Below are 21218 nucleotides of genomic sequence, written 5' to 3'. Positions count from 1 at the left end.
TTGACGTCACAGGGGACCCCCCTTCCGAGTCGGAAAAGCAGTAGGTCATAATTGCTTGTGAATGTGAACGCGTTCACAAGCGCATCCTGTTTTCCCCGAGATGCGGCGGACGAACGGGATCAAGCGGTCGCTGTGACCACCGCTGAGTAAGGAGCGACGACGTGGATCTGGCTCTGGCGCCGGAGACCCTGGCGCGATGGCAGTTCGGAATCACCACCGTCTACCACTTCCTCTTCGTTCCCCTGACGATCTCGCTGGCCGCCCTCACCGCCGGGCTGCAGACCGCCTGGGTGCGCACCGGGAAGGAGAAGTACCTCAAAGCCACGAAGTTCTGGGGCAAGCTGTTCCTGATCAACATCGCGATGGGTGTGGTCACCGGCATCGTGCAGGAGTTCCAGTTCGGCATGAACTGGTCCGACTACTCGCGGTTCGTGGGTGACGTCTTCGGTGCCCCTCTCGCCTTCGAGGCCCTGATCGCCTTCTTCTTCGAGTCCACCTTCATCGGCCTGTGGATCTTCGGCTGGGACAAGCTGCCCAAGAAGATCCACCTGGCCTGCATCTGGATGGTCTCGATCGGCACCCTGCTGTCGGCGTACTTCATCCTCGCCGCCAACTCCTGGATGCAGCACCCGGTCGGCTACCGGATCAACGAGGAGAAGGGCCGCGCCGAGCTCACCGACTTCTGGCTGGTGCTCACCCAGAACACCACGCTCAACCAGGTCTTCCACAGCTTCTCCGCGGCCTTCCTGACCGGCGGCGCCTTCATGGTGGGCATCGCCGCCTTCCACCTGATGCGCAAGAAGCACATCCCCGTGATGCGCACCTCGCTTCGGCTCGGCCTGGTCACCCTGGCGGTCGGCGGCCTGTTCACCGCGGTCAGCGGCGACACCCTCGGCAAGGTCATGTACGAGCAGCAGCCCATGAAGATGGCCGCCGCCGAGGCCCTGTGGGACGGCGAGGAGCCGGCGCCCTTCTCCCTCTTCGCCTACGGGGACGTCGACAAGGGGCACAACGAGGTCGCCCTGGAGATTCCCGGCCTGCTGTCCTTCCTCGCCCACAGCGACTTCGAGTCGTACGTGCCCGGCATCAACGACACCAACGAGGTCCTGCAGGAGAAGTTCGGCCCGGGTGACTACAAGCCCATCGTTCCCGTCGCCTACTGGGGCTTCCGCTGGATGATCGGCTTCGGCATGGCGTCCTTCTCGCTCGGACTGCTCGGCCTGTGGCTGACCCGGAAGAAGTTCCTGCTGCCCGCCGCCCACCGCACCGGGGAGGACGAGGTGCCGCACCTGGTGCTGCTGAAGAAGCCCCTCGGCTCCCGGCTCACCCGGCTGTACTGGCTCCTGGCGCTGTGGACCATGGCGTTCCCGCTGGCTGCCAACGCCTGGGGCTGGATCTTCACGGAGATGGGCCGGCAGCCCTGGGTGGTCTACGGAGTGATGCGGACCGAGGACGCCGTCTCCCCCGGTGTGTCCACGGCCGAGGTCATCACCTCGATGTCCGTCTTCACCCTGCTCTACGCCGTCCTGGCCGTCATCGAGGTCAAGCTGCTCGCCAAGTACGTGAAGGCAGGCCCGCCCGAGCTCAGCGAGTCCGACCTCAATCCGCCCACGAAACTCGGCGGCGACGTCCGTGACGCCGACAAGCCGATGGCCTTCTCGTACTAGGCCGAGGGAGCTGCACTGTCATGGAACTGCACGACGTCTGGTTCGTTCTGATCGCCGTCCTGTGGACCGGCTACTTCTTCCTGGAGGGTTTCGACTTCGGGGTGGGCATCCTCACCCGGCTGCTCGCCCGGGACCGCGCCGAGAAGCGGGTGCTGATCAACACCATCGGCCCCGTCTGGGACGGCAACGAGGTGTGGCTGCTCACGGCAGGCGGTGCCACCTTCGCCGCCTTCCCCGAGTGGTACGCCACGCTCTTCTCCGGCTTCTACCTCCCGCTGCTGGTCATCCTGATCTGCCTGATCATCCGCGGTGTCGCCTTCGAGTACCGGGCGAAGCGGCCGGAGGAGAACTGGCAGCGCAACTGGGAGACGGCGATCTTCTGGACCTCGCTCATCCCGGCGTTCCTGTGGGGCGTGGCCTTCGGCAACATCGTGCGCGGGGTGAAGATCGACGCCGAGTTCGAGTACGTGGGGAACGTCTGGGACCTGCTCAACCCGTACGCCCTGCTGGGCGGCCTGGTCACGCTGACGCTGTTCACCTTCCACGGCACGGTGTTCACGGCCCTCAAGACGGTCGGCGAGATCCGGGAGAGGGCGCGGACGCTGGCCCTGCGCGTGGGTCTCGTCACCGCCGTCCTGGCGCTGGCCTTCCTGCTGTGGACGCAGGCCGACAACGGTGACGGCACCAGCCTCGTCGCGCTGGCCGTGGCGGTCGTCGCGCTGGTCGCCGCCCTGCTCGCGAACCAGGCGGGACGCGAGGGATGGGCGTTCGCCCTGTCCGGCGTCACCATCGTGGCCGCCGTGGCGATGCTCTTCCTGACGCTGTTCCCGAACGTCATGCCGTCCACGCTCGACGCGGACTGGAGCCTCACCGTCACCAACGCCTCCTCCAGCCAATACACCCTGAAGATCATGACCTGGCTCGCGGTGATCGCCACGCCGGTGGTGCTGCTCTACCAGGGCTGGACGTACTGGGTGTTCCGCAAGCGGATCGGCACCCAGCACATCGCCGATCCCGTGCACTGAGGTGTGTTTCACGTGAAACCGATCGACCCGCGACTGCTCCGGTACGCCCGTGCCACCCGGGGTTTCCTGGCGGCGGTCGTCGGCCTGGGGGCCCTCGGCGCGGTGCTGGTCATCGCCCAGGCCATGCTCATCGCCGAGATCGTGGTGGGCGCGTTCGAGGACGGCCTGTCCGTCGGCGAGCTCGGCACTCCCCTGCTGCTGCTCGCCGTCGTCGCGGTCGGCCGCGGCCTGGTCGGCTGGCTGACCGAACTGGCCGCGCACCGGGCGAGCGCCGCGGTGAAGTCGGAGCTGCGGGGCCGGCTGCTGGAGCGGGCGACGGCGCTGGGACCGGAGTGGCTGGGCGGGCAGCGCACGGGATCGCTGGTCACCCTGGCGACCCGGGGAGTCGACGCGCTCGACGGCTACTTCTCGCGCTACCTCCCCCAGCTCGGACTCGCGGTGGTCGTGCCGGTGGCGGTGCTGGCGCGGATCGTCACCGAGGAGTGGGTCTCGGCGGCGATCATCGTCGGCACCCTGCCGCTCATCCCGGTCTTCATGGTGCTGATCGGCTGGGCCACCCAGTCCCGGATGGACCGGCAGTGGCTGATGCTCTCCCGGCTGTCCGGCCACTTCCTGGACGTCGTCGCCGGGCTGCCCACGCTGAAGGTGTTCGGACGGGCCAAGGCCCAGGCCGAGTCGATCCGGCGGATCACCGCCGAGTACCGGCGGGCCACCATGCGCACGCTGAGGATCGCCTTCATCTCCTCCTTCGCGCTCGAGCTGCTCGCCACCCTCTCGGTGGCGCTGGTCGCCGTGACGATCGGCATGCGGCTCGTGTACGGGGAGATGGACCTCTACACCGGCCTCGTCGTCCTGATCCTGGCGCCGGAGGCCTATCTGCCGCTGCGACAGGCCGGCGCCCAGTACCACGCGGCGGCGGAGGGCCTCGGCGCGGCCGAGGAGATCTTCGCCGTGCTGGAGACGCCCGTCCCCGCGCAGGGCACGGGCGCGGTGCCGGCGGGCGCCGTCTCCTTCGAGGACGTGACGGTCCGCTATCCGGGCCGGTCCTCGGACGCCGTGACCGACGTGTCCTTCACGGTCGCCCCCGGGGAGACGGTCGCGCTCGTCGGACCGAGCGGAGCGGGCAAGTCGACCCTGCTGAACGTGCTGCTGGGATTCGTCCGGCCCGCCGAGGGGCGGGTACGGATCGGCGGAGCCGATCTGGCCGGACTCGACCTCGACGCGTGGCACGGCCGCGTCGCCTGGGTGCCGCAGCGGCCGCACCTGTACGCCGGGACGATCGCGGAGAACGTACGGCTGGCCCGGCCCGAGGCGGACGACGACGCCGTGCGGCGCGCCCTGCGGGACGCCGGGGCGCTGGAGTTCGTGGACGCGCTGCCCGAGGGCGCCGGCACGGTGCTCGGCGAGGACGGGGCGGGACTGTCGGCCGGACAGCGGCAGCGGCTCGCGCTGGCCCGCGCGTTCCTCGCGGACCGTCCCGTCCTGCTGCTCGACGAGCCGACGGCCGCGCTGGACGGTGCGACCGAGGCCGGGATCGTGGCGGCGGTGCGGCGGCTGGCGGCCGGCCGGACGGTGCTGCTCGTCGTGCACCGGCCGGCGCTGCTGGCCGTCGCGGACCGGGTGGTGCGGCTCGCGGAACCGGTCCTCACCGAGGGCCACGGAGAGCCCGCACGCCGGGTTGCCGGTCCAGCGGAGGCCGCCACGTCCGGGCCCGTACCGGACGGCGGACCAGCCGGGACCGAGGCGGACACCGTGCAGGGCGGTGCGCTCGCCCGCGTCCGTGCCCTGTCGGGGGCCCGGACGGGGAGGATCACCCTCGCCCTCGTGCTCGGCACCCTCGCCCTGGGCAGCGCCGTCGGGCTCATGGCGACGTCCGGGTGGCTCATCTCCCGGGCCTCGGAGCAGCCGCCCGTGCTGTACCTGATGGTGGCCGTGACGGCGACCCGGGCCTTCGGCATCGGGCGGGCCGTGTTCCGCTACACCGAGCGGCTCGTGTCGCACGACGCCGTCCTGCGCATGCTGGCCGACACCCGGGTCGCGGTGTACCGGCGGCTGGAGCGGCTGGCGCCCGCCGGCCTGCGCGGCGCCCGCCGGGGGGACCTGCTCTCCCGGCTGGTCTCCGACGTGGACGCACTCCAGGACTACTGGCTGCGCTGGCTGCTGCCGGCCGGGGCGGCCGTCGCCGTCTCCGCACTGTCCGTCGGCTTCACCGCCTGGCTGCTGCCCGAGGCCGGCGCCGTGCTCGCGGCCGGGCTGCTGGCGGCTGGCGCCGGTGTGCCCCTGCTGACCGGTGCCGTGGCCCATCGGGCGGAGCGCAGGCTTGCACCGGCCCGGGGCGTCCTCGCGACCCGGGTGACCGATCTGCTCACCGGCACCGCCGAACTGACCGTCGCCGGTGCCCTGCCCGCGCGGAGCGCCGAGGCGCGCCGGGCCGACGGCACGCTCACCCGGATCGCCTCGCGCGCCGCCACCGCCACCGCGCTCGGTGACGGGCTCACCGCGCTGATCTCGGGTCTGACCGTCGCGGCCGCCGCGCTCGTCGGCGCCCAGGCCGTGGCCGCCGGCCGGCTGGACGGTGTGGCCCTGGCCGTCGTGATCCTCACCCCGCTGGCAGCGTTCGAGGCCGTCCTCGGGATGCCGCTCGCCGTGCAGTACCGGCAGAGGGTGCGCCGGAGCGCCGAGCGCGTGTTCGAGGTGCTGGACGCCCCGGTGCCCGTACGGGAGCCGGAGCCGCCCCGGCAGGCGCCCGTGTCGCCGTTCCCGCTCGTGGTCCGAGGGCTGGCCGCCCGGCACGCAGGGCAGGACCGGGACGCGCTCGCCGGGCTGGACCTGACCCTGGAACGGGGCCGGCGCATCGCGGTGGTCGGTCCGTCGGGTTCGGGCAAGACGACCCTCGCCCAGGTGCTGCTGCGGTTCCTGGACCCGGGTGCGGGCTCGTACACGCTGGCGGGTGTGGACGCCCGCGCCCTCGACGGCGACGACGTACGGCGGCTGGTCGGACTGTGCGCGCAGGACGCGCACCTCTTCAACAGCTCGATACGGGAGAACCTGCTGCTCGCCAGGAAGGACGCGACCGAGGACGAGGTCCGGGACGCGCTCGGCCGGGCCCGGCTGCTGGAGTGGGCCGACGGTCTGCCCGACGGGCTCGACACGCTCGTCGGTGAGCACGCAGCGCGGCTGTCGGGCGGGCAGCGGCAGCGGTTGGCGCTCGCCCGGGCGCTGCTCGCGGACTTCCCCGTGCTGGTGCTGGACGAACCCGCGGAGCACCTCGACCTGGCGACCGCCGACGCGCTCACGGCCGATCTGCTGGCCGCCACCGAGGGCCGCACGACCCTGCTCATCACCCACCGGCTGGCCGGTCTGGAGGCGGTGGACGAGGTCGTCGTGCTCGACGGAGGACGGGTGGCCCAGCGCGGTCCGTACGCGGAACTCGCCGCCGTGGACGGCCCGTTGCGCGCGATGGCGCGACGGGAGGAGGAGACGGAACTGCTGATGACGTCCCGTTAGCCCGAGTGCCCGCACAGGAAGCAGCGCGTGACTGGACGTCAAACCGGATCCGGCAGAGCGCTGTTCGGGGGCGCCGATGGGCCGTCCGGGGCGATGGGTCCCCCATGTGTACGACATGAACAGGACCGCGCGCCGGGGCGGGGTCCAGGATCGCAGTCATGCGCTTCACCCGCCGCCATCCACTGCTCATCGCCGTGCTGCTGTGCGCGCTCGCCGTGCTCGCCGCCCGCCCCGCCGACGGCGACGGCCCCCACGCCCCCGGCCACGGCTCCGTCTCCGGCGTCAGCGCGGAAGTGGCGCGGCTGTACGAGGAGGCGGCCACGGCGACCGAACGGTACGAGGACGGCCGCCGCGAGGCGGAGAGGCAGCGGGCCAGGGCGCACCGGCTGGAGGAACGGCTGGACCGCGAGCGGCGGGAGACGGCCGGCCTGCGCGAGGACCTGGGCCGGATCGCCAGTTCCCAGTACCGGGACGGCGGCGGGCTGCCGCTCACCGCGCACATGCTGCTCGCGGACGACCCCGACGAGCTGATGCGCGGTCAGCGGGCGGTGCAGCAGGCGAAGGTGTCGCTGGACAAGGCGATCGACAGGAGCGAGCGGGCCGAGGCCAGGCTCGCCCGGGACGAGGCGAGGGCCGCGGCGGCGTGGCGCAGGCTGGAGAAGCGGAACGCGGAACTCGCCGACCTGAAACAGGGCATCGAGGCCAAGCTCGAAGCGGCGCGCTGGAAGCTCCAGGGCCAGGCGGACGCCTCGGTCGCGGCCGGCGCCTGCCGTGGCGCGGTCCGGCTGGACCAGCCGGAGACGCGGTTCACCAGCCGCTGGGTGGCGCCGGTGGAGACGTACGAGCTGTCCGCGTCCTACGGCAGTGGTGGCGCGCGGTGGGCGAACCGGCACACCGGGCAGGACTTCGCGGTGCCGATCGGCACACCCGTGCGGGCCGTGGGCGCCGGAGAGGTGGTGAAGGTGTCCTGCTCAGGCGCCTTCGGCATCGAGATCGTGGTCCGGCACGCGGGCGGGTACCACACCCAGTACGCCCATCTCGCCGCCGTCGCCGTCGACCAGGGCGACCGGGTCACACCCGGACAGTGGATCGGCCAGTCCGGCACCAGCGGCAACTCCACCGGACCGCATCTGCACTTCGAGGTGCGGGTCACTCCCGAGATGGGGTCCGCGGTCGACCCCGTGCCGTGGCTGGCCCGGCACGGGGTGTCGCTCTGAGCGGCTACAGCCGCCCCTCCAGCAGCCGCTCGATCACCACGGCCACGCCGTCGTCGTTGTTGGCGACCGTGTGGCCCGAGGCGGCGGCGAGCACGTCCGGGTGGGCGTTGCCCATCGCGTAGGAGCGGCCCGCCCAGGTCAGCATCTCGACGTCGTTCGGCATGTCCCCGAAGGCGACGACCTCCTCGTGGGAGATACCGCGCTCGGCACAGCACAGGGCGAGCGTGCTGGCCTTGGACACCTCCGGGCCGCTGATCTCCAGCAGGGCGCTGGGACTGGAGCGCGTGACGTTGGCGCGGTCGCCGATGGCGATCCGGGCCAGGGTGAGGAAGGCGTCGGGCTCGAGTTCCGGATGGTAGGCGAGGATCTTCAGCACCGGTTCGCCGGCGGTGTGGGAGTCCGGAGCCAGCAGGTCCTCGGCGGGAGCGAGGGCGTCCGGGATCTCCATGTGCAGTTTCGGGTACGTGGGCTCCTGGTGGAAGCCGAAGGTCTGCTCGACGGCGTACACCGTGCCGGGGGCGGCCTCGCGCAGCAGCTGCACGGCGTGCAGCGCGTTCTTGCGGGGCAGCTCGCGCACCTTCACGAAGCGGTGTGTGCCCGGGCCGCCGTGCAGGTCGACGACGGCCGCGCCGTTGCCGCAGATGGCGAGTCCGTGGCCGTGGACGTGCTCGCTGACGACGTCCATCCAGCGGGCCGGGCGGCCGGTGACGAAGAAGACCTCGACGCCCGCCTCCTCGGCGGCGGCCAGCGCGGCGATCGTGCGCGGTGACACCGACTTGTCGTCGCGCAGCAGGGTGCCGTCGAGGTCGGTGGCGATGAGCCGCGGTGGGGTGGCGGCTGCCGGGGTCTCGGGCTGTCGGGTCGCTGAGGTCACCCGGCCATTGTCCCGCATATGCCTGCACGACCGTGCGGGACTGCGCACATCTGAGTGGTTACCGCCGTCACCAGGGGCGTTTGTCCCACCGCGGGGAGCGCCGTGGTCACCGCAGCTGTGCCGGTGCCTCCATGGCGATCCGTTCGAAGACCTTCTGGTCCGCGGCGAAGTCCGAGTCCGGGATCGGCCAGTGGACCACGATCTCGGTGAAGCCCAGCTCGACGTGACGGCCCGCGAAGTCGACGAAGGCGTCCAGGGACTTCAGCGGACGGCCCCGGTCGGGGGTGAATCCGGTGAGCAGGATCTTGTCCAGTCCGGTCACGTCCCGGCCGAGTTCGGCGCAGGCGTCGGCCAGCTTCTCGGCCTGGCCGCGAATGGCCTGAACCGACTGTTCGGGCGTGCCGTTCTCGTACAGCCTGGGGTCGCCCGTGGTCACCCACGCCTGCCCGTGGCGTGCCGCGAGCCGCAGCCCGCGCGGCCCGGTGGCCGCCACCGCGAACGGCAGCCGGGGCCGCTGTACACAGCCCGGGATGTTGCGCGCTTCGTGCGCCGCGTAGAAGTCCCCCTCGTACGACACGCAGTCCTCGGTGAGCAGCCGGTCGAGCAGCGGCACGAACTCGGCGAAGCGGTCGGCGCGCTCACGCGGGGTCCACGGCTCCTGGCCGAGCGCGGTTGCGTCGAAGCCGGTGCCGCCCGCACCGATCCCGAGCGTCACACGGCCGCCGGAGATGTCGTCGAGGGAGATGAGTTCCTTCGCGAGGGTGACCGGGTGCCGGAAGTTCGGCGAGGTCACGAGCGTGCCCAGGCGCATCCGGTCGGTGACGGCCGCGGCGGCGGTCAGGGTCGGGACGGCGCCGAACCACGGGCCGTCCCGGAAGCTGCGCCAGGACAGGTGGTCGTAGGTGTACCCCGTGTGGAAGCCGAGTTCCTCGGCGCGCGTCCATGCCGAACGGCTGCCCTCGTGCCAGCGGCGATGGGGGAGGATCACGGTGCTCAGGCGCAGGCTCATGTCCCCGAGCCTATGCGGCGCCGCGGGTTTCACGTGAAACGTCCGCGCACGCGCCCCGATCACCGCACCCGTGCGCTCAGCCAGGGGGTGAGGACGATCATGGGGATGAATTCCTTGTGCGTCCGGTCTCCCGGCAGCGGCACGATCAGGAAGTAGCCGGGAGGAAAACGGCGAGCCCTGACGTGGGCCAGCCCGTCGAACAGGGAGCGCAGAAACGCCGGCACGTCGTCGCGGGGGATGTCGGGGCACTCCACGCCCTCGACGTCGATCAGCGCGTCGTCCTCCGGGTAGAGCCGCACGCTCACCCGGGGCAGACCGCCGAACTCGACGTGGGCCTCATGGGGGAGGGAACCGTCGGGGTCGGCGGCGACGCCGACACCCGCCGCGGTGCGGCGCGAGGTCTGGTCCGCGCCGATGTCATGGGTGACGTCGATCTCACGCCCGTACGTGTCGGCGAGCGCCCGGAGGGCGGTGACGGCGGCCTCGGTGCTGGGCAGGTGGTCCATACCTCCGATCATGCTCCTCGGTGACTGCCGGGGAAACGCAGGTACCGGCTCGGTACGGCTTGCGTCAGCCACACGCCGTTCGCGCTGAGGTGGAAGACACAGCCGTCGCGGTGCATGGCACCCGCGTCCACGGACAGTACGACCGGGCGCCCCCGGCGGGCGCCGACACGGGTCGCCGTCTCGCGGTCGGCGGAGAGGTGCACGGCGTGCCGGTTCATGGGCCGCAGCCCTTCGGCGCGGATCGCGTCCAGGTTCCCGGCGACGGTGCCGTGGTACAGGTACGCCGGCGGGGTGGCCGTCGGCAGTCCGAGATCCACCTCGACGCTGTGTCCCTGGCTGGCGCGGATCCGGGTGCCCTCGACGGCGAAGCGCCGCTTGTCGTTGGTGGCGACGACGTGGTCCAGCTCCTCCCGGGTGAACCGGAAACCGTGCGCGGACGCCGCGGCGATCAGCGCCTCGATCTCGACCCAGCCGCCGTCGTCGAGGGTGAGCCCGATCCGGCCGGGCTGATGGCGCAGGTGCCTCGCGAGGTACTTCGACACCTTGACGGTGCGTCTTTCGTCCATCTGTTCAGACTGCCGGGAGAGACGCGTATCACGCGATCGAATTTGCTCCGCAGGTTTGATCCACAGCCAAGTGCGCTTATCCACAGGGGAATTGGCTTCGCTGTGGACAACCTCCCTCGCATGGTCGCTCGAACACCGGCTTCCTCGCTCACCGACAGCCTCACACCGGCGGCTTCACCCGCGCGATCCTCCGCAGCGCACCCGGCATCCACCGCGACAGGACGTACGCCGTCCGCGCCTCCGGGGTGACCGGCACCACCGCCTCGTCACGCACCACCGCCCGCAGGATCGCGGCGGCGACCTTCTCCGGCGGGTAGTTGCGCAGCCCGTACAGGCGTGCCGCGCGCTTCTGCAGGCGCCGCTCCTCCTCGGCGTCCACGCCCGCGAACCGCGCGGTGGAGGTGATGGCGGTGTTGACGAATCCGGGGCACACCGCCGAGACGCCGATCCCGCGCCCCGCCAGCTCCGCGCGCAGGCACTCGCTCAGCATCAGCACCGCCGCCTTCGACGTGCTGTAGGCGGGCAGCGCCCTGGACGGCTGGAAAGCCGCCGCCGAGGCGACATTCACGATGTGGCCGCCCTGACCGCGCTCGGCCATCCGCCCCCCGAAGAGCCGGCAGCCGTGGATCACACCCCACAGGTTGACGTCGAGGACCTTCTTCCAGTCCTCCGTGGTGGTGTCGAAGAAGGAGCCGCCCAGTCCGATGCCCGCGTTGTTCACCAGGACGTCCACCACGCCGTGCTCGGTGGTGACCCGCCCGGCCAGCTTCTCCATGGCCCGCTCGTCGGACACGTCCGCCGTCTCCGCCCAGGCCGCCGCCGCGCCGCGACGACGCGCCTCCGCCGCGGTGCGGGCCGCGGCCTCCGCGTCCCGGTCGACCGCAAGCACGCGCGCCCCTGCCTCCGCGAACGCGAGCGCGGTGGCCCGCCCGATGCCGCTGCCCGCTCCCGTGACCAGGACCAGCTGCCCACCGAACCGGTCGGCGTGCCGGCCCGGAGCCGGTACCTCCGCCCGGCCCGCCTCCACGGACGTCACGAAGTCGGAGATCCACACAGCCAGCTGGTCGGGGCGGTTGCGCGGCACCCAGTGCCCGGCCGGCAGGGTCCGCCGGGTCAGCCGCGGGGCCCACTGCTCCAGGTCCTCGGAGAGCCGCTGGGAGAGGAACCTGTCGTCCAGCGGCGTGATGAGCTGCACGGGCGCGTGCGCGTAGGCGTCCGCGCGCGGGCTGCGCAGCCGCCGCCGCACGTTGTCCCGGTAGAGCCAGGCGCCGTGTGCCGCGTCCGAGGGCAGGGACGAGGTCGGGTAGCCGTCGGCGGGCACCTTCTCCAGGCGCTCCAGGATCCGCGGCCAGGCCTTGCCGAGCGGACCGCGCCAGGCACGTTCCGGCAGCACGGGCGTGTGCAGCAGGTACACGTACCAGGACTTGGCGCCCTGGCCCAGCAGCTGGCCGACGCGGCGCGGGGTCGGCCGCTTCACCCGGCGGCCGATCCAGTGCCCGAAGTGGTCGAGGGAGGGGCCCGACATCGAGGTGAAGGACGCGATCCGCCCCGCGGCGCGCCCGACCGTCACGAACTCCCAGGACTGCACCGAGCCCCAGTCGTGCCCCACCAGGTGCACGGGCCGGTCCGGGCTGACCGCGTCGACGACGGCCAGGAAGTCGTCGGTCAGCTTCTCCAGGGTGAACCCCCCGCGCAACGGACGCGGCGCCGTGGACCGGCCGTGGCCCCGCACGTCGTACGCCACGACATGGAAACGGCCGGCCAGCCGGTGCGCGACCCCGGACCACACCTCCTTGCTGTCCGGGTAGCCGTGCACCAGGACGACCGTCGGCCGCCCGGGGTCGCCCAGCTCGGCGACGCACAGCTCGACCCCGCCCGTACGCACCCGGCGCTCGCGCGCCCCGCTCCATGCCGTCACACCGGCGAATGTGACAGTTGTTAGAGAGTTCGTCAACAGTGCCCCGGGTCCTGTGCATAACTCTCAGGCAGGGGTCCCCTTACGGGGCCGTACGACTCCAGGGGGACCCCAAGACGGCTCTCCGGTCTGACGACCCGAGTGGTACGGGTCACTAACGTCTGGGACGTGACTGTGATCGCGACCGAAAGCCTGAGCAAGCGGTTCCCCAGGGTGACCGCGCTTGACCGGCTCTCCGTGGACGTCGGGCCCGGTGTGACCGGACTCGTCGGAGCCAATGGAGCCGGCAAGTCCACACTGATCAAGATCCTGCTGGGTCTGTCCCCCGCCACCGAGGGCCGCGCCGAGGTGCTCGGCCTCGACGTCGCCACCAAGGGCGCCGCCATCCGCGAGCGGGTCGGCTACATGCCGGAACACGACTGCCTGCCGCCGGACGTCTCGGCCACCGAGTTCGTCGTCCACATGGCACGCATGTCCGGCCTGCCGCCCACCGCCGCACGGGAGCGCACGGCCGACACCCTGCGCCACGTCGGTCTGTACGAGGAGCGCTACCGCCCCATCGGCGGCTACTCGACCGGCATGAAGCAGCGCGTGAAACTCGCGCAGGCCCTCGTGCACGACCCCCAGCTGGTCTTCCTCGACGAGCCGACCAACGGCCTCGACCCGGTCGGCCGCGACGAGATGCTCGGCCTGATCCGCCGGATCCACACCGACTTCGGCATCTCCGTCCTGGTCACCTCCCACCTGCTGGGCGAACTGGAACGCACCTGCGACCACGTCGTCGTCGTCGACGGCGGCAAACTGCTGCGCTCCAGCTCCACCACGGACTTCACCCAGACCACCACGACCCTCGCCATCGAGGTCACCGACACCGACGAGCACCCGGACGGCACCCGCGCGGTGCGCGAGGCGCTGCACGCGCGCGGGGTGGGCGTCGAGGACGGCAGCGGACTGCCGGGCGCCGGACACGTCCTGCTGCTCACCGCCCAGGGCGAGGAGACGTACGACCTGGTCCGCGACGTCATCGCGGACCTCGGCCTCGGCCTGGTGCGCATGGAACAGCGCCGGCACCACATCTCCGAGGTCTTCAAGAACAGTGACGAGGAGCGGAAGGAGGCGGTCGGCCATGGCAGCTGAGCAGTCCATGCAGACACCAGCCACTGCACCGGGTGACACCCGTATCCACAACATCGGCTACCGCTCCTACGACGGCCCCCGCCTGGGCCGCGGCTACGCGCGGCTGTCGCTGTACTCGCAGTCCCTGCGCGGCTCCTACGGCCTCGGCCGCTCGGTGAAGTCCAAGGTGCTGCCGATGCTGCTGTTCGTGGTGATGTGCGTCCCCGCCGCCATCATGGTGGCCGTCGCGGTCGCCACGAAGGCGAACGACCTGCCCCTCGACTACACGCGCTACGCGATCGTCATGCAGGCCGTCATCAGCCTGTACGTCGCCTCGCAGGCGCCCCAGTCCGTCTCGCGCGACCTGCGCTTCAAGACCGTGCCGCTGTACTTCTCACGGCCCATCGAGACCACCGACTACGTGCGCGCCAAGTTCGCCGCGCTGGCCTCGGCCCTGTTCATCCTCACCGCGGCCCCCCTGCTGGTCCTGTACATCGGCGCGCTGCTGGCCAAGCTCGACTTCTCCGACCAGACCAAGGGATTCGCACAGGGACTCGTCTCCGTGGCACTGCTCTCACTGCTCTTCGCCGGCATCGGCCTGGTCATCGCGTCGGTCACCCCGCGCCGCGGCTTCGGCATCGCGGCCGTGATCGCCGTGCTCACCATCTCGTACGGCGCCGTCTCCACGCTCCAGGCGATCGCCGACGCCCAGGGCAGCGGCGGCGACGCCATCGCCTGGATCGGCCTGTTCTCCCCGATCACCCTCATCGACGGTGTCCAGTCCGCCTTCCTGGGCGCGAGCTCCGCCTTCCCCGGCGGGGTGGGCCCGGGCAACGCCGAGGGCGTCGTCTACGTCCTCCTCAGCCTCGGCCTGATCGCCGCGAGCTACGGCCTCCTGGTGCGCCGCTACAAGAAGGTGGGACTGTGACCACGCTCAACATCGACCACGTGTCCCGCTGGTTCGGCAACGTGGTCGCCGTCAACGACATCACCATGACCATCGGCCCCGGCGTCACCGGCCTGCTCGGACCCAACGGCGCCGGGAAGTCCACCCTCATCAACATGATGGGCGGCTTCCTCGCCCCCTCCACCGGCACCGTCACCCTCGACGGACAGCAGGTGTGGCGCAACGAGGCCATCTACAAGCACATCGGCATCGTCCCCGAGCGCGAGGCGATGTACGACTTCCTCACCGGCCGCGAATTCGTCCTGGCCAACGCCGAGCTCCACGGCCTGGGAGCCAAGGCCGCCCAGAAGGCGCTGGCCACGGTCGAGATGGAGTACGCGCAGGACCGCAAGATCGCCACGTACTCCAAGGGCATGCGGCAGCGCGTGAAGATGGCCTCGGCCCTGGTGCACGAGCCGTCACTGCTGCTGCTGGACGAACCGTTCAACGGCATGGACCCGCGGCAGCGCATGCAGCTGATGGACCTGCTGCGGCGCATGGGCGACGAGGGCCGCACCGTGCTGTTCTCGTCCCACATCCTCGAAGAGGTCGAGCAGCTCGCCTGGCACATCGAGGTCGTCGTCGCCGGCCGGCACGCGGCCAGCGGTGACTTCCGCAGGATCCGCCGCCTGATGACCGACCGTCCGCACCGCTACCTGGTGCGCTCCAGCGACGACCGCGCGCTCGCGGCCGCGCTGATCGCCGACCCGTCGACGTCCGGCATCGAGGTGGACGTGGCGGAAGGCGCCCTGCGCATCCAGGCCGTCGACTTCGGCCGCTTCACGTCCCTGCTGCCGAAGGTCGCGCGCGACCACGGCATCCGGCTGCTCACGGTCTCGCCGTCCGACGAGTCCCTCGAGTCCGTGTTCTCGTACCTGGTCGCGGCGTAGGAGGCCCTGATGTACGACCCCACAGTCGCCCGGCTCACCTACCGGGCCCTGCTCGGCCGCCGCCGGGCCCTCATCCTGGGCGCGCTGCCCCTGCTGCTGATCGCGATCTCTCTGGCGGTGCGCGCCCTGAGCGGCGCCGACGACCAGACCGCGGCCGACGTCCTCGGCGGATTCGCGCTCGCCACCATGGTGCCGATCATCGGTGTCATCGCGGGCACCGGCGCGATCGGCCCCGAGATCGACGACGGCTCGGTGGTGTACCTGCTGTCCAAGCCGATCAAGCGGCCCACGATCATCTACACCAAGCTGATCGTCGCCGTCGCCGTCACCATGGTCTTCTCCGCGGTGCCCACGCTGATCGCGGGATTCGTCCTGAACGGCAACGGCCAGCAGGTCGCCGTCGCCTACACGGTGGCCGCGCTGGTCGCCTCCATCGCGTACGCGGCGCTCTTCCTGCTGCTCGGCACGGTCTCACGGCACGCGGTGGTGTTCGGGCTGGTCTACGCGCTGGTGTGGGAGGCGCTGTTCGGCTCCCTGGTGCCCGGCGCGCGCACGCTGAGCGTCCAGCAGTGGTCGCTGGCCGTGGCGCAGAAGGTCTCCGGCGGGGACCTGGTCACCTCCGACGTGAGCCTGACGACCGCGACGGTCCTGCTCGCCTCCGTCACCGTGCTGGCCACCTGGTACGCCGGCCAGAAGCTCCGCTCGCTGACGCTCGCCGGCGAGGAGTGACCCGCAGGGGCTGGTGACGGCCCGTTTAATTCGGTGGCGCCGGACTCACCCGGTGGGCAGAGTGGTGATGTCCGCAACGCCGGGAAAGTCCGGCGTCATCTGCTGGGAGAGGAGCGGGACGACGCCCATGCACGGCAGTGCGTCCCTCTCCCGTCAGGGCAGCCCGCGGCGGTCTCCGGAGTAATCCCTACTGCTCCGTCGGGTCCGCCCCGCACGGGGAGCTGCCCGGGGCGGCCGCTTCGAGCACGCGCACTGCGTCGCGTGGGCCGCCCCTCCCGACGTCCGCCTCCTCCGAGGGGCACGCCGTGGTGTGGTGGGGCGGGTGCGCGCGGTTACGCGAGCAGTCGCTCCACCACCATCGCGATCCCGTCCTCCTCGTTGGAGGCCGTCACCTCGTCGGCCGCCGCGCGCAGTTCCCGGTGGGCGTTGGCCATGGCCACGCCGTGCGCGGACCAGGCGAACATCGGCAGGTCGTTGGGCATGTCGCCGAAGGCGATCGTCTCCGCGGCCTTCACGCCCAGCCGACGTGCCGCCAGCGACAGCCCCGTCGCCTTCGACAGGCCGAGCGGGAGCAGTTCGACGATGCCCTCGCCCGCCATGGTGACGGTGACGAAACCGCCCGCGGTGCGGGTGGCGGCCTCGGCGAGCTCGTCGGAGCTCAGGGCCGGGTGCTGGATGTACAGCTTGTTCAGGGGCGCCGTCCACAGGTCCGACGCGTCCGTGAACGGTGTCGCGGGCAGTCCGCCCACGACTTCGTAACCGGGGCCGGCCAGCACCTCGCCGTCCAGCCCGTCGCGGCTGGCCGCCAGGTGCAGCGGGCCGACCTCCGCCTCGATCTTGGCCAGTGCCACGCCGGCCAGCTGCCGGTCCAGCGTCACGGACGTCAGCAGGCGGTGCGCTCCGGCGTCGTACACCTGGGCGCCCTGACCGCACACGGCGAGACCGGTGTAGCCGAGTTCGTCGAGTATGGGGCGCGTCCAGGGCACCGCGCGGCCGGTGACGACGATGTGCGCGGCGCCCGCCGCGGTGGCCGCGGCGAGCGCGTCACGGGTGCGGCGGGAGACCGTGTGGTCGCCCCGCAGCAGCGTGCCGTCGAGGTCGGTGGCGACGAGACGGTAGGGGAAGGCGGCGCTCACCTGGTGACCGGTTCCAGCAGCTCCCGGCCACCCAGGTACGGACGCAGCACCTCCGGCACGCGCACGGAGCCGTCGGCCTGCTGGTGGTTCTCCAGGATCGCCACGATGGTGCGCGGTACGGCGCAGAGCGTGCCGTTGAGCGTGGCCAGCGGCCGCACCTTCTTGTCCTCGCGGACCCGGATCGACAGCCGGCGCGACTGGAACTCGGTGCAGTCCGAGGTCGAGGTCAGCTCGCGGTACTTGCCCTGGGTGGGGATCCACGCCTCGCAGTCGTACTTACGCGCGGCCGAGGAACCCAGGTCGCCCGAGGCGACGTCGATCACGCGGAACGGCAGCTCCAGCGACGTCAGCCACTGCTTCTCCCACTCCAGCAGCCGCTGGTGCTCCGCCTGGGAGTCCTCCGGGGCGACGTACGAGAACATCTCGACCTTGTCGAACTGGTGGACGCGGAAGATGCCCCGGGTGTCCTTGCCGTGCGAGCCGGCCTCCCGGCGGAAGCAGGGCGAGAAGCCCGCGTACCGCAGCGGCAGCCGGTCGGCGTCGATGATCTCGTCCATGTGGTACGCGGCCAGCGCCACCTCGGACGTGCCGACCAGGTAGAGGTCGTCCCTCTCGAGGTGGTAGACGTCCTGGGCCGCCTGGCCGAGGAAGCCGGTGCCCGCCATCGACTGGGGGCGCACCAGCGCCGGGGTCAGCATCGGCGTGAAGCCGGCGGCCGTGGCCTGGGCCATCGCGGCGTTCACCAGCGCGAGCTCGAGCAGCGCGCCGACGCCGGTCAGGAAGTAGAAGCGCGAGCCGGAGACCTTGGCGCCGCGCTCGACGTCGATGGCGCCGAGGAGCTGGCCGAGCTCCAGGTGGTCCTTGGGCGCGAAGCCCTCGGCGTCGAAGTCGCGGATGCTGCCGTGCGTCTCCAGCGTGGCGAAGTCCTCCTCGCCGCCGACGGGGACGTCGGGGTGGACGAGGTTGCTCAGCTTGAGCAGGAGGTCCTGGGTCTCGGTGGCGGCGGCGTCGCGGTCGGCGTCGGCCGCCTTCACGTCGGCGGCGAGCTGGCCGGCCCGCTTCAGCAGCTCGGCCTTCTCGTCGCCTGCCGCCTTGGGGATGAGCTTGCCGAGCGACTTCTGCTCGGCGCGCAGCTCGTCGAAGCGCACGCCGGACGACCTGCGCCGTTCGTCGGCAGACAGGAGGGCGTCGACGAGCGCGACGTCCTCTCCACGGGCGCGTTGCGAAGCGCGCACACGGTCGGGGTCCTCACGAAGCAGGCGAAGGTCAATCACGCGGTCAAGGCTACCGGTGCGGGATGACGGCGAACGACTGACTATTGCGAGGGAACGGCTCACGTTCCGTTATGGGGGAATTGCGCGGTGTGTACCGCGAGGTCAATCAAGGGGGCGCCGCCCCTGGAAAGGGTCACTTCCCGGGGTGCCGATTGACCGGAATCCCTTGTGCGCGGCGGTACTTGGGGCCCGGTTGTCCACAGGTGGCCCGCCTTGGCGAAAGTTATCCACAGGGTGTGGGGAAAATCTGTGGACTTCGGAATTGATCACTCCGAAACGCGGGGGCGCTGTCGGGGATCCCCTGGACAAACCCACTCCACCCCCACCTTTTAGTGGAAAGAGTTCGCTCCAAAGGGTTGACCAAGGGAAAAGGGTGGACGAAGGGTGAGGTGCGGGGCGATGAACGCGATCATGGTGTGAAGGGCGATTTGTCGACCGAATCAGGCTTCGGTGTCGACTTGTCCCCAGGTCGAGAAGCGGACCTGTGGATAACTCTTGTGGACAACGACAATCAGCAGGTAGGACCGGGCCGCCCGGTGCTTCCGCCGTCCTCAGAACCGGCCGTCCTGGCACCGCGCCACCCAGTCCGCCGCCCCCACGAATTCCTCGTCCGAGGTTCCGGGGAACGGAGGCCGCACGTCCCCCGGCCGCACATCGGCACGCGGGTAGGAACCGAGGTAGCGCACCTGGAGACAGATCCGCTTGAGGCCCGTCAGCGCCTCGGCCATCCGGCGGTCCGAGATGTGGCCCTCGGCATCGACGCAGAAGCAGTAGTTGCCGATTCCGGCCCCGGTGGGCCGGGACTGGAGCAGCATCAGGTTGATGCCCCGCGTGGCGAACTCGCCCAGCAGATCCCGCAGGCCACCGGGGTGGTCGTCGCGCTGCCACAGCACGACCGAGGTCTTGTCGGCACCGGTCGGTGCCGCCGGCCGGGCGGGGCGGCCCACGAGGACGAACCTGGTCTGGGCGTTCTCCGCGTCGTGGATCTCCGTCTCCAGCGCCTCAAGGCCGTACCGGGCCGCCGCGAACTCACCCGCGAACGCGGCGTCGTACCGGCCCTCCTGGACCAGGCGCGCGCCGTCCGCGTTGGAGGCGGCCGACTCCCAGACGGCGTCCGGCAGATGTGTCTTCAGCCAGTTGCGCACCTGCGGCTGGGCGGCCGGGTGGGCGGTGACCGTCTTGATGTCCGACAGCTTGGTGCCCGGACGGACGAGCAGCGCGAAGGTGATCGACAGCAGCACCTCGCGGTAGATCATCAGCGGGGCGCCCGCGACCAGTTCGTCGAGGGTCGTGGTGATCCCGCCCTCGACCGAGTTCTCGATGGGGACGAAAGCGGCCTCGGCCTCTCCCACCCGCACCGCGTCGAGCGCGGACTGCACGGACACGTAAGGGATCAGCTCACGGGTCGCCGCCTCGGGAAGCGTGCGCAGGGCGACTTCGGTGAAGGTGCCCTCTGGGCCGAGATACGCATAGCTCGCTGGCATGACCTCACCCTAATGGGCCCACGCCGGGAGGAGCCCCCGGAGAGCTCTCAGGGGTGACTCCTGACCGTTCTCACCCCTCCAGCAGAGCCTGCCCCACATACTCTCCCTCCGCCGCGCCGCCCGGGACCGCGAAGAGCCCGCTCGCCTCGTGGCGGACGAACGGCGTCAGGGCGTCGCCCCGGTCCAGCTTGCGCTGTACCGGCACGAAGCCGCGCAGCGGATCGGCCTGCCAGCAGATGAACAGCAGACCGGCGTCCGGCGCCCCGTCCGCGTCGATGCCGTCGTGGTAGGAGAACGGGCGGCGCAGCATCGCCGCGCCGCCGTTCTGGTCGGGCCGGGTGATCCTCGCGTGCGCGTTGACGGGGACGACGGGATTGCCCCGGGCGTCCGTCTTCTCGAGGTCCATCTCGGACGTCTCGCCGCCCCCGGACAGCGGGGCCCCGTCGGACTTGCGGCGCCCGATGACGCCCTCCTGCTCCGTGACCGACAGCTTCTCCCAGTCGTCCAGCAGCATGCGGATACGGCGTACGACGGCGTAGGAACCGTTCGCCATCCAGGCGGGCTCGCCCTTCTCCGGTACGAAGATCCGCCGGTCGAAGTCGGAGTCGGCGGGCTTGGGATTGCGGGTGCCGTCGACCTGGCCCATCAGGTTGCGGGCGGTCATGGGGCGGGCGGTGGCGCCCGGTGAGCGGTTGAAGCCGTTCATCTGCCAGCGCACCCCGGCCGCCGAGCCGGCGTCCTTCTGCACGGCACGCAGGGCGTGGAAGGCCACCAGGGCGTCATCGGCACCGATCTGCACCCACAGGTCGCCGTTGCTGCGGGCCTTGTCGAGCCGGTCGGAGGAGAAGTCGGGCAGCGGGTCCAGGGCGACCGGGCGCTGCTTCTCCATCCCGGTGCGCCCGAAGAAGCTGTGGCCGAACCCGAAGGTGAGGGTCAGTGAGGAGGGACCGGCGTCGCGGGCCACGTCGGTGTCGCCCTGTGCGGTCGGCTCACCCGCCATCAGCCGGCGGGCCGTGTCCGACCAGCGGCGCAGCAGCGCGGCCGCCTCCTTGCGGCCGGCGCCGGGCGCGAGGTCGAAGGCGATGAGGTGGCCGCGGGCCTGGAGCGGCTGTGTGATGCCGGGCTGATGTTTCACGTGAAACTGCGCCCGGCCGTCGCCCACCGATGTCAGCGGAGTGGCTCCGGCGGGTGCCGAGGCATATCCCACGGCCCCGCCCGCCGCCCCGAGGACGAGCCCGGTGGCCCCCGCCGTACCGAGCAGCCGGCGCCGGGTGATGCCCGCCTCGGCCGCCCGGCCGACGGGTTCGGCCGGGGGAGCCTGGGGGGCACGGGTCTGCGGAATGGACTGGTCAGCCAT

Annotated in this window: 17 protein-coding genes; 8 read left to right on the top strand and 9 right to left on the bottom strand. The window is 71.3% G+C overall.

What is annotated here, in order from left to right:
• The first annotated feature begins 161 nt into the window (after nt 1-161).
• From F1615_RS06300 to F1615_RS06285, 4 genes are all read left to right on the top strand, one after another.
• Nucleotides 162-1667, top strand: coding sequence for a cytochrome ubiquinol oxidase subunit I (locus F1615_RS06300; RefSeq protein WP_149547882.1), 1506 nt, complete (start codon nt 162-164; stop codon nt 1665-1667).
• A gap of 20 nt (nt 1668-1687) precedes the next feature.
• Nucleotides 1688-2692, top strand: a complete 1005-nt coding sequence (gene cydB / locus F1615_RS06295; RefSeq protein WP_149547881.1) for a cytochrome d ubiquinol oxidase subunit II — start codon at nt 1688-1690, stop codon at nt 2690-2692.
• Between the two features lie 12 nt (nt 2693-2704).
• Nucleotides 2705-6199, top strand: coding sequence for a thiol reductant ABC exporter subunit CydD (gene cydD, locus F1615_RS06290; RefSeq protein WP_149547880.1), 3495 nt, complete (start codon nt 2705-2707; stop codon nt 6197-6199).
• A gap of 158 nt (nt 6200-6357) precedes the next feature.
• Entirely contained in the window at nt 6358-7416 is a 1059-nt protein-coding gene (locus F1615_RS06285) for a M23 family metallopeptidase (protein WP_149547879.1), read from the top strand.
• 4 nt (nt 7417-7420) lie between these two features.
• Here the strand turns inward: F1615_RS06285 and F1615_RS06280 are convergent, their stop codons facing one another.
• From F1615_RS06280 to F1615_RS06260, 5 genes are all read right to left on the bottom strand, one after another.
• A complete protein-coding gene (locus F1615_RS06280) occupies nt 7421-8308 on the bottom strand; it encodes a Cof-type HAD-IIB family hydrolase (protein ID WP_167533676.1) in 888 nt (295 codons plus the stop codon).
• Nucleotides 8309-8396: 88 nt separating this feature from the next.
• Nucleotides 8397-9299, bottom strand: a complete 903-nt coding sequence (locus tag F1615_RS06275; RefSeq protein ID WP_149547877.1) for an LLM class flavin-dependent oxidoreductase — start codon at nt 9297-9299, stop codon at nt 8397-8399.
• A 59-nt stretch (nt 9300-9358) separates the two neighbouring features.
• Complete coding sequence (locus F1615_RS06270; protein ID WP_149547876.1) at nt 9359-9805, bottom strand: hypothetical protein; 447 nt, start codon at nt 9803-9805, stop codon at nt 9359-9361.
• Between the two features lie 8 nt (nt 9806-9813).
• On the bottom strand, nt 9814-10371 hold the full coding sequence (locus F1615_RS06265) for an RNA 2'-phosphotransferase (protein ID WP_149547875.1): 558 nt from the start codon (nt 10369-10371) through the stop codon (nt 9814-9816).
• Nucleotides 10372-10531: 160 nt separating this feature from the next.
• Nucleotides 10532-12289: an SDR family oxidoreductase gene (locus F1615_RS06260; RefSeq protein WP_149547874.1), complete on the bottom strand. Its 1758-nt coding sequence runs from the start codon at nt 12287-12289 to the stop codon at nt 10532-10534.
• A 171-nt stretch (nt 12290-12460) separates the two neighbouring features.
• On the opposite strand from F1615_RS06260, the gene F1615_RS06255 reads away from it, so the two are divergent.
• The 4 genes from F1615_RS06255 to F1615_RS06240 are packed head-to-tail and all read left to right on the top strand — an operon-like array spanning nt 12461 to nt 15967.
• Nucleotides 12461-13423, top strand: a complete 963-nt coding sequence (locus F1615_RS06255) for an ABC transporter ATP-binding protein (RefSeq protein WP_149548219.1) — start codon at nt 12461-12463, stop codon at nt 13421-13423.
• Nucleotides 13413-14330 (top strand): ABC transporter permease, encoded by a 918-nt coding sequence (locus tag F1615_RS06250; RefSeq protein ID WP_149547873.1) that lies wholly within the window; start codon nt 13413-13415, stop codon nt 14328-14330. The genes F1615_RS06255 and F1615_RS06250 overlap by 11 nt, the downstream gene beginning before the upstream one ends.
• On the top strand, nt 14327-15238 hold the full coding sequence (locus tag F1615_RS06245) for an ABC transporter ATP-binding protein (RefSeq protein ID WP_149547872.1): 912 nt from the start codon (nt 14327-14329) through the stop codon (nt 15236-15238). Before F1615_RS06250 ends, F1615_RS06245 begins: the two co-directional genes overlap by 4 nt.
• 9 nt (nt 15239-15247) lie before the next feature.
• Nucleotides 15248-15967 (top strand): ABC transporter permease subunit, encoded by a 720-nt coding sequence (locus F1615_RS06240; RefSeq protein ID WP_149547871.1) that lies wholly within the window; start codon nt 15248-15250, stop codon nt 15965-15967.
• A 332-nt stretch (nt 15968-16299) separates the two neighbouring features.
• On the opposite strand, the gene F1615_RS06235 is transcribed toward F1615_RS06240, so the two are convergent.
• The 4 genes from F1615_RS06235 to efeB all read right to left on the bottom strand — a co-directional run bounded on the left by F1615_RS06235 (nt 16300) and on the right by efeB (nt 21218).
• Nucleotides 16300-17103: an HAD family hydrolase gene (locus tag F1615_RS06235; protein WP_149547870.1), complete on the bottom strand. Its 804-nt coding sequence runs from the start codon at nt 17101-17103 to the stop codon at nt 16300-16302.
• Complete coding sequence (gene serS / locus F1615_RS06230; protein WP_149547869.1) at nt 17100-18377, bottom strand: serine--tRNA ligase; 1278 nt, start codon at nt 18375-18377, stop codon at nt 17100-17102. Before serS ends, F1615_RS06235 begins: the two co-directional genes overlap by 4 nt.
• Nucleotides 18378-18928: 551 nt before the next feature.
• Nucleotides 18929-19861 (bottom strand): prephenate dehydratase, encoded by a 933-nt coding sequence (gene pheA, locus F1615_RS06225; RefSeq protein ID WP_149547868.1) that lies wholly within the window; start codon nt 19859-19861, stop codon nt 18929-18931.
• Nucleotides 19862-19931: 70 nt separating this feature from the next.
• A complete protein-coding gene (gene efeB / locus F1615_RS06220) occupies nt 19932-21218 on the bottom strand; it encodes an iron uptake transporter deferrochelatase/peroxidase subunit (protein ID WP_149547867.1) in 1287 nt (428 codons plus the stop codon).

This window comes from Streptomyces marokkonensis (assembly GCF_008312835.1).
Lineage (GTDB): Bacteria > Actinomycetota > Actinomycetes > Streptomycetales > Streptomycetaceae > Streptomyces > Streptomyces marokkonensis_A.
Note: the sequence above shows the minus strand (reverse complement) of the source record. Positions and strands in the feature narration are given on the sequence as shown.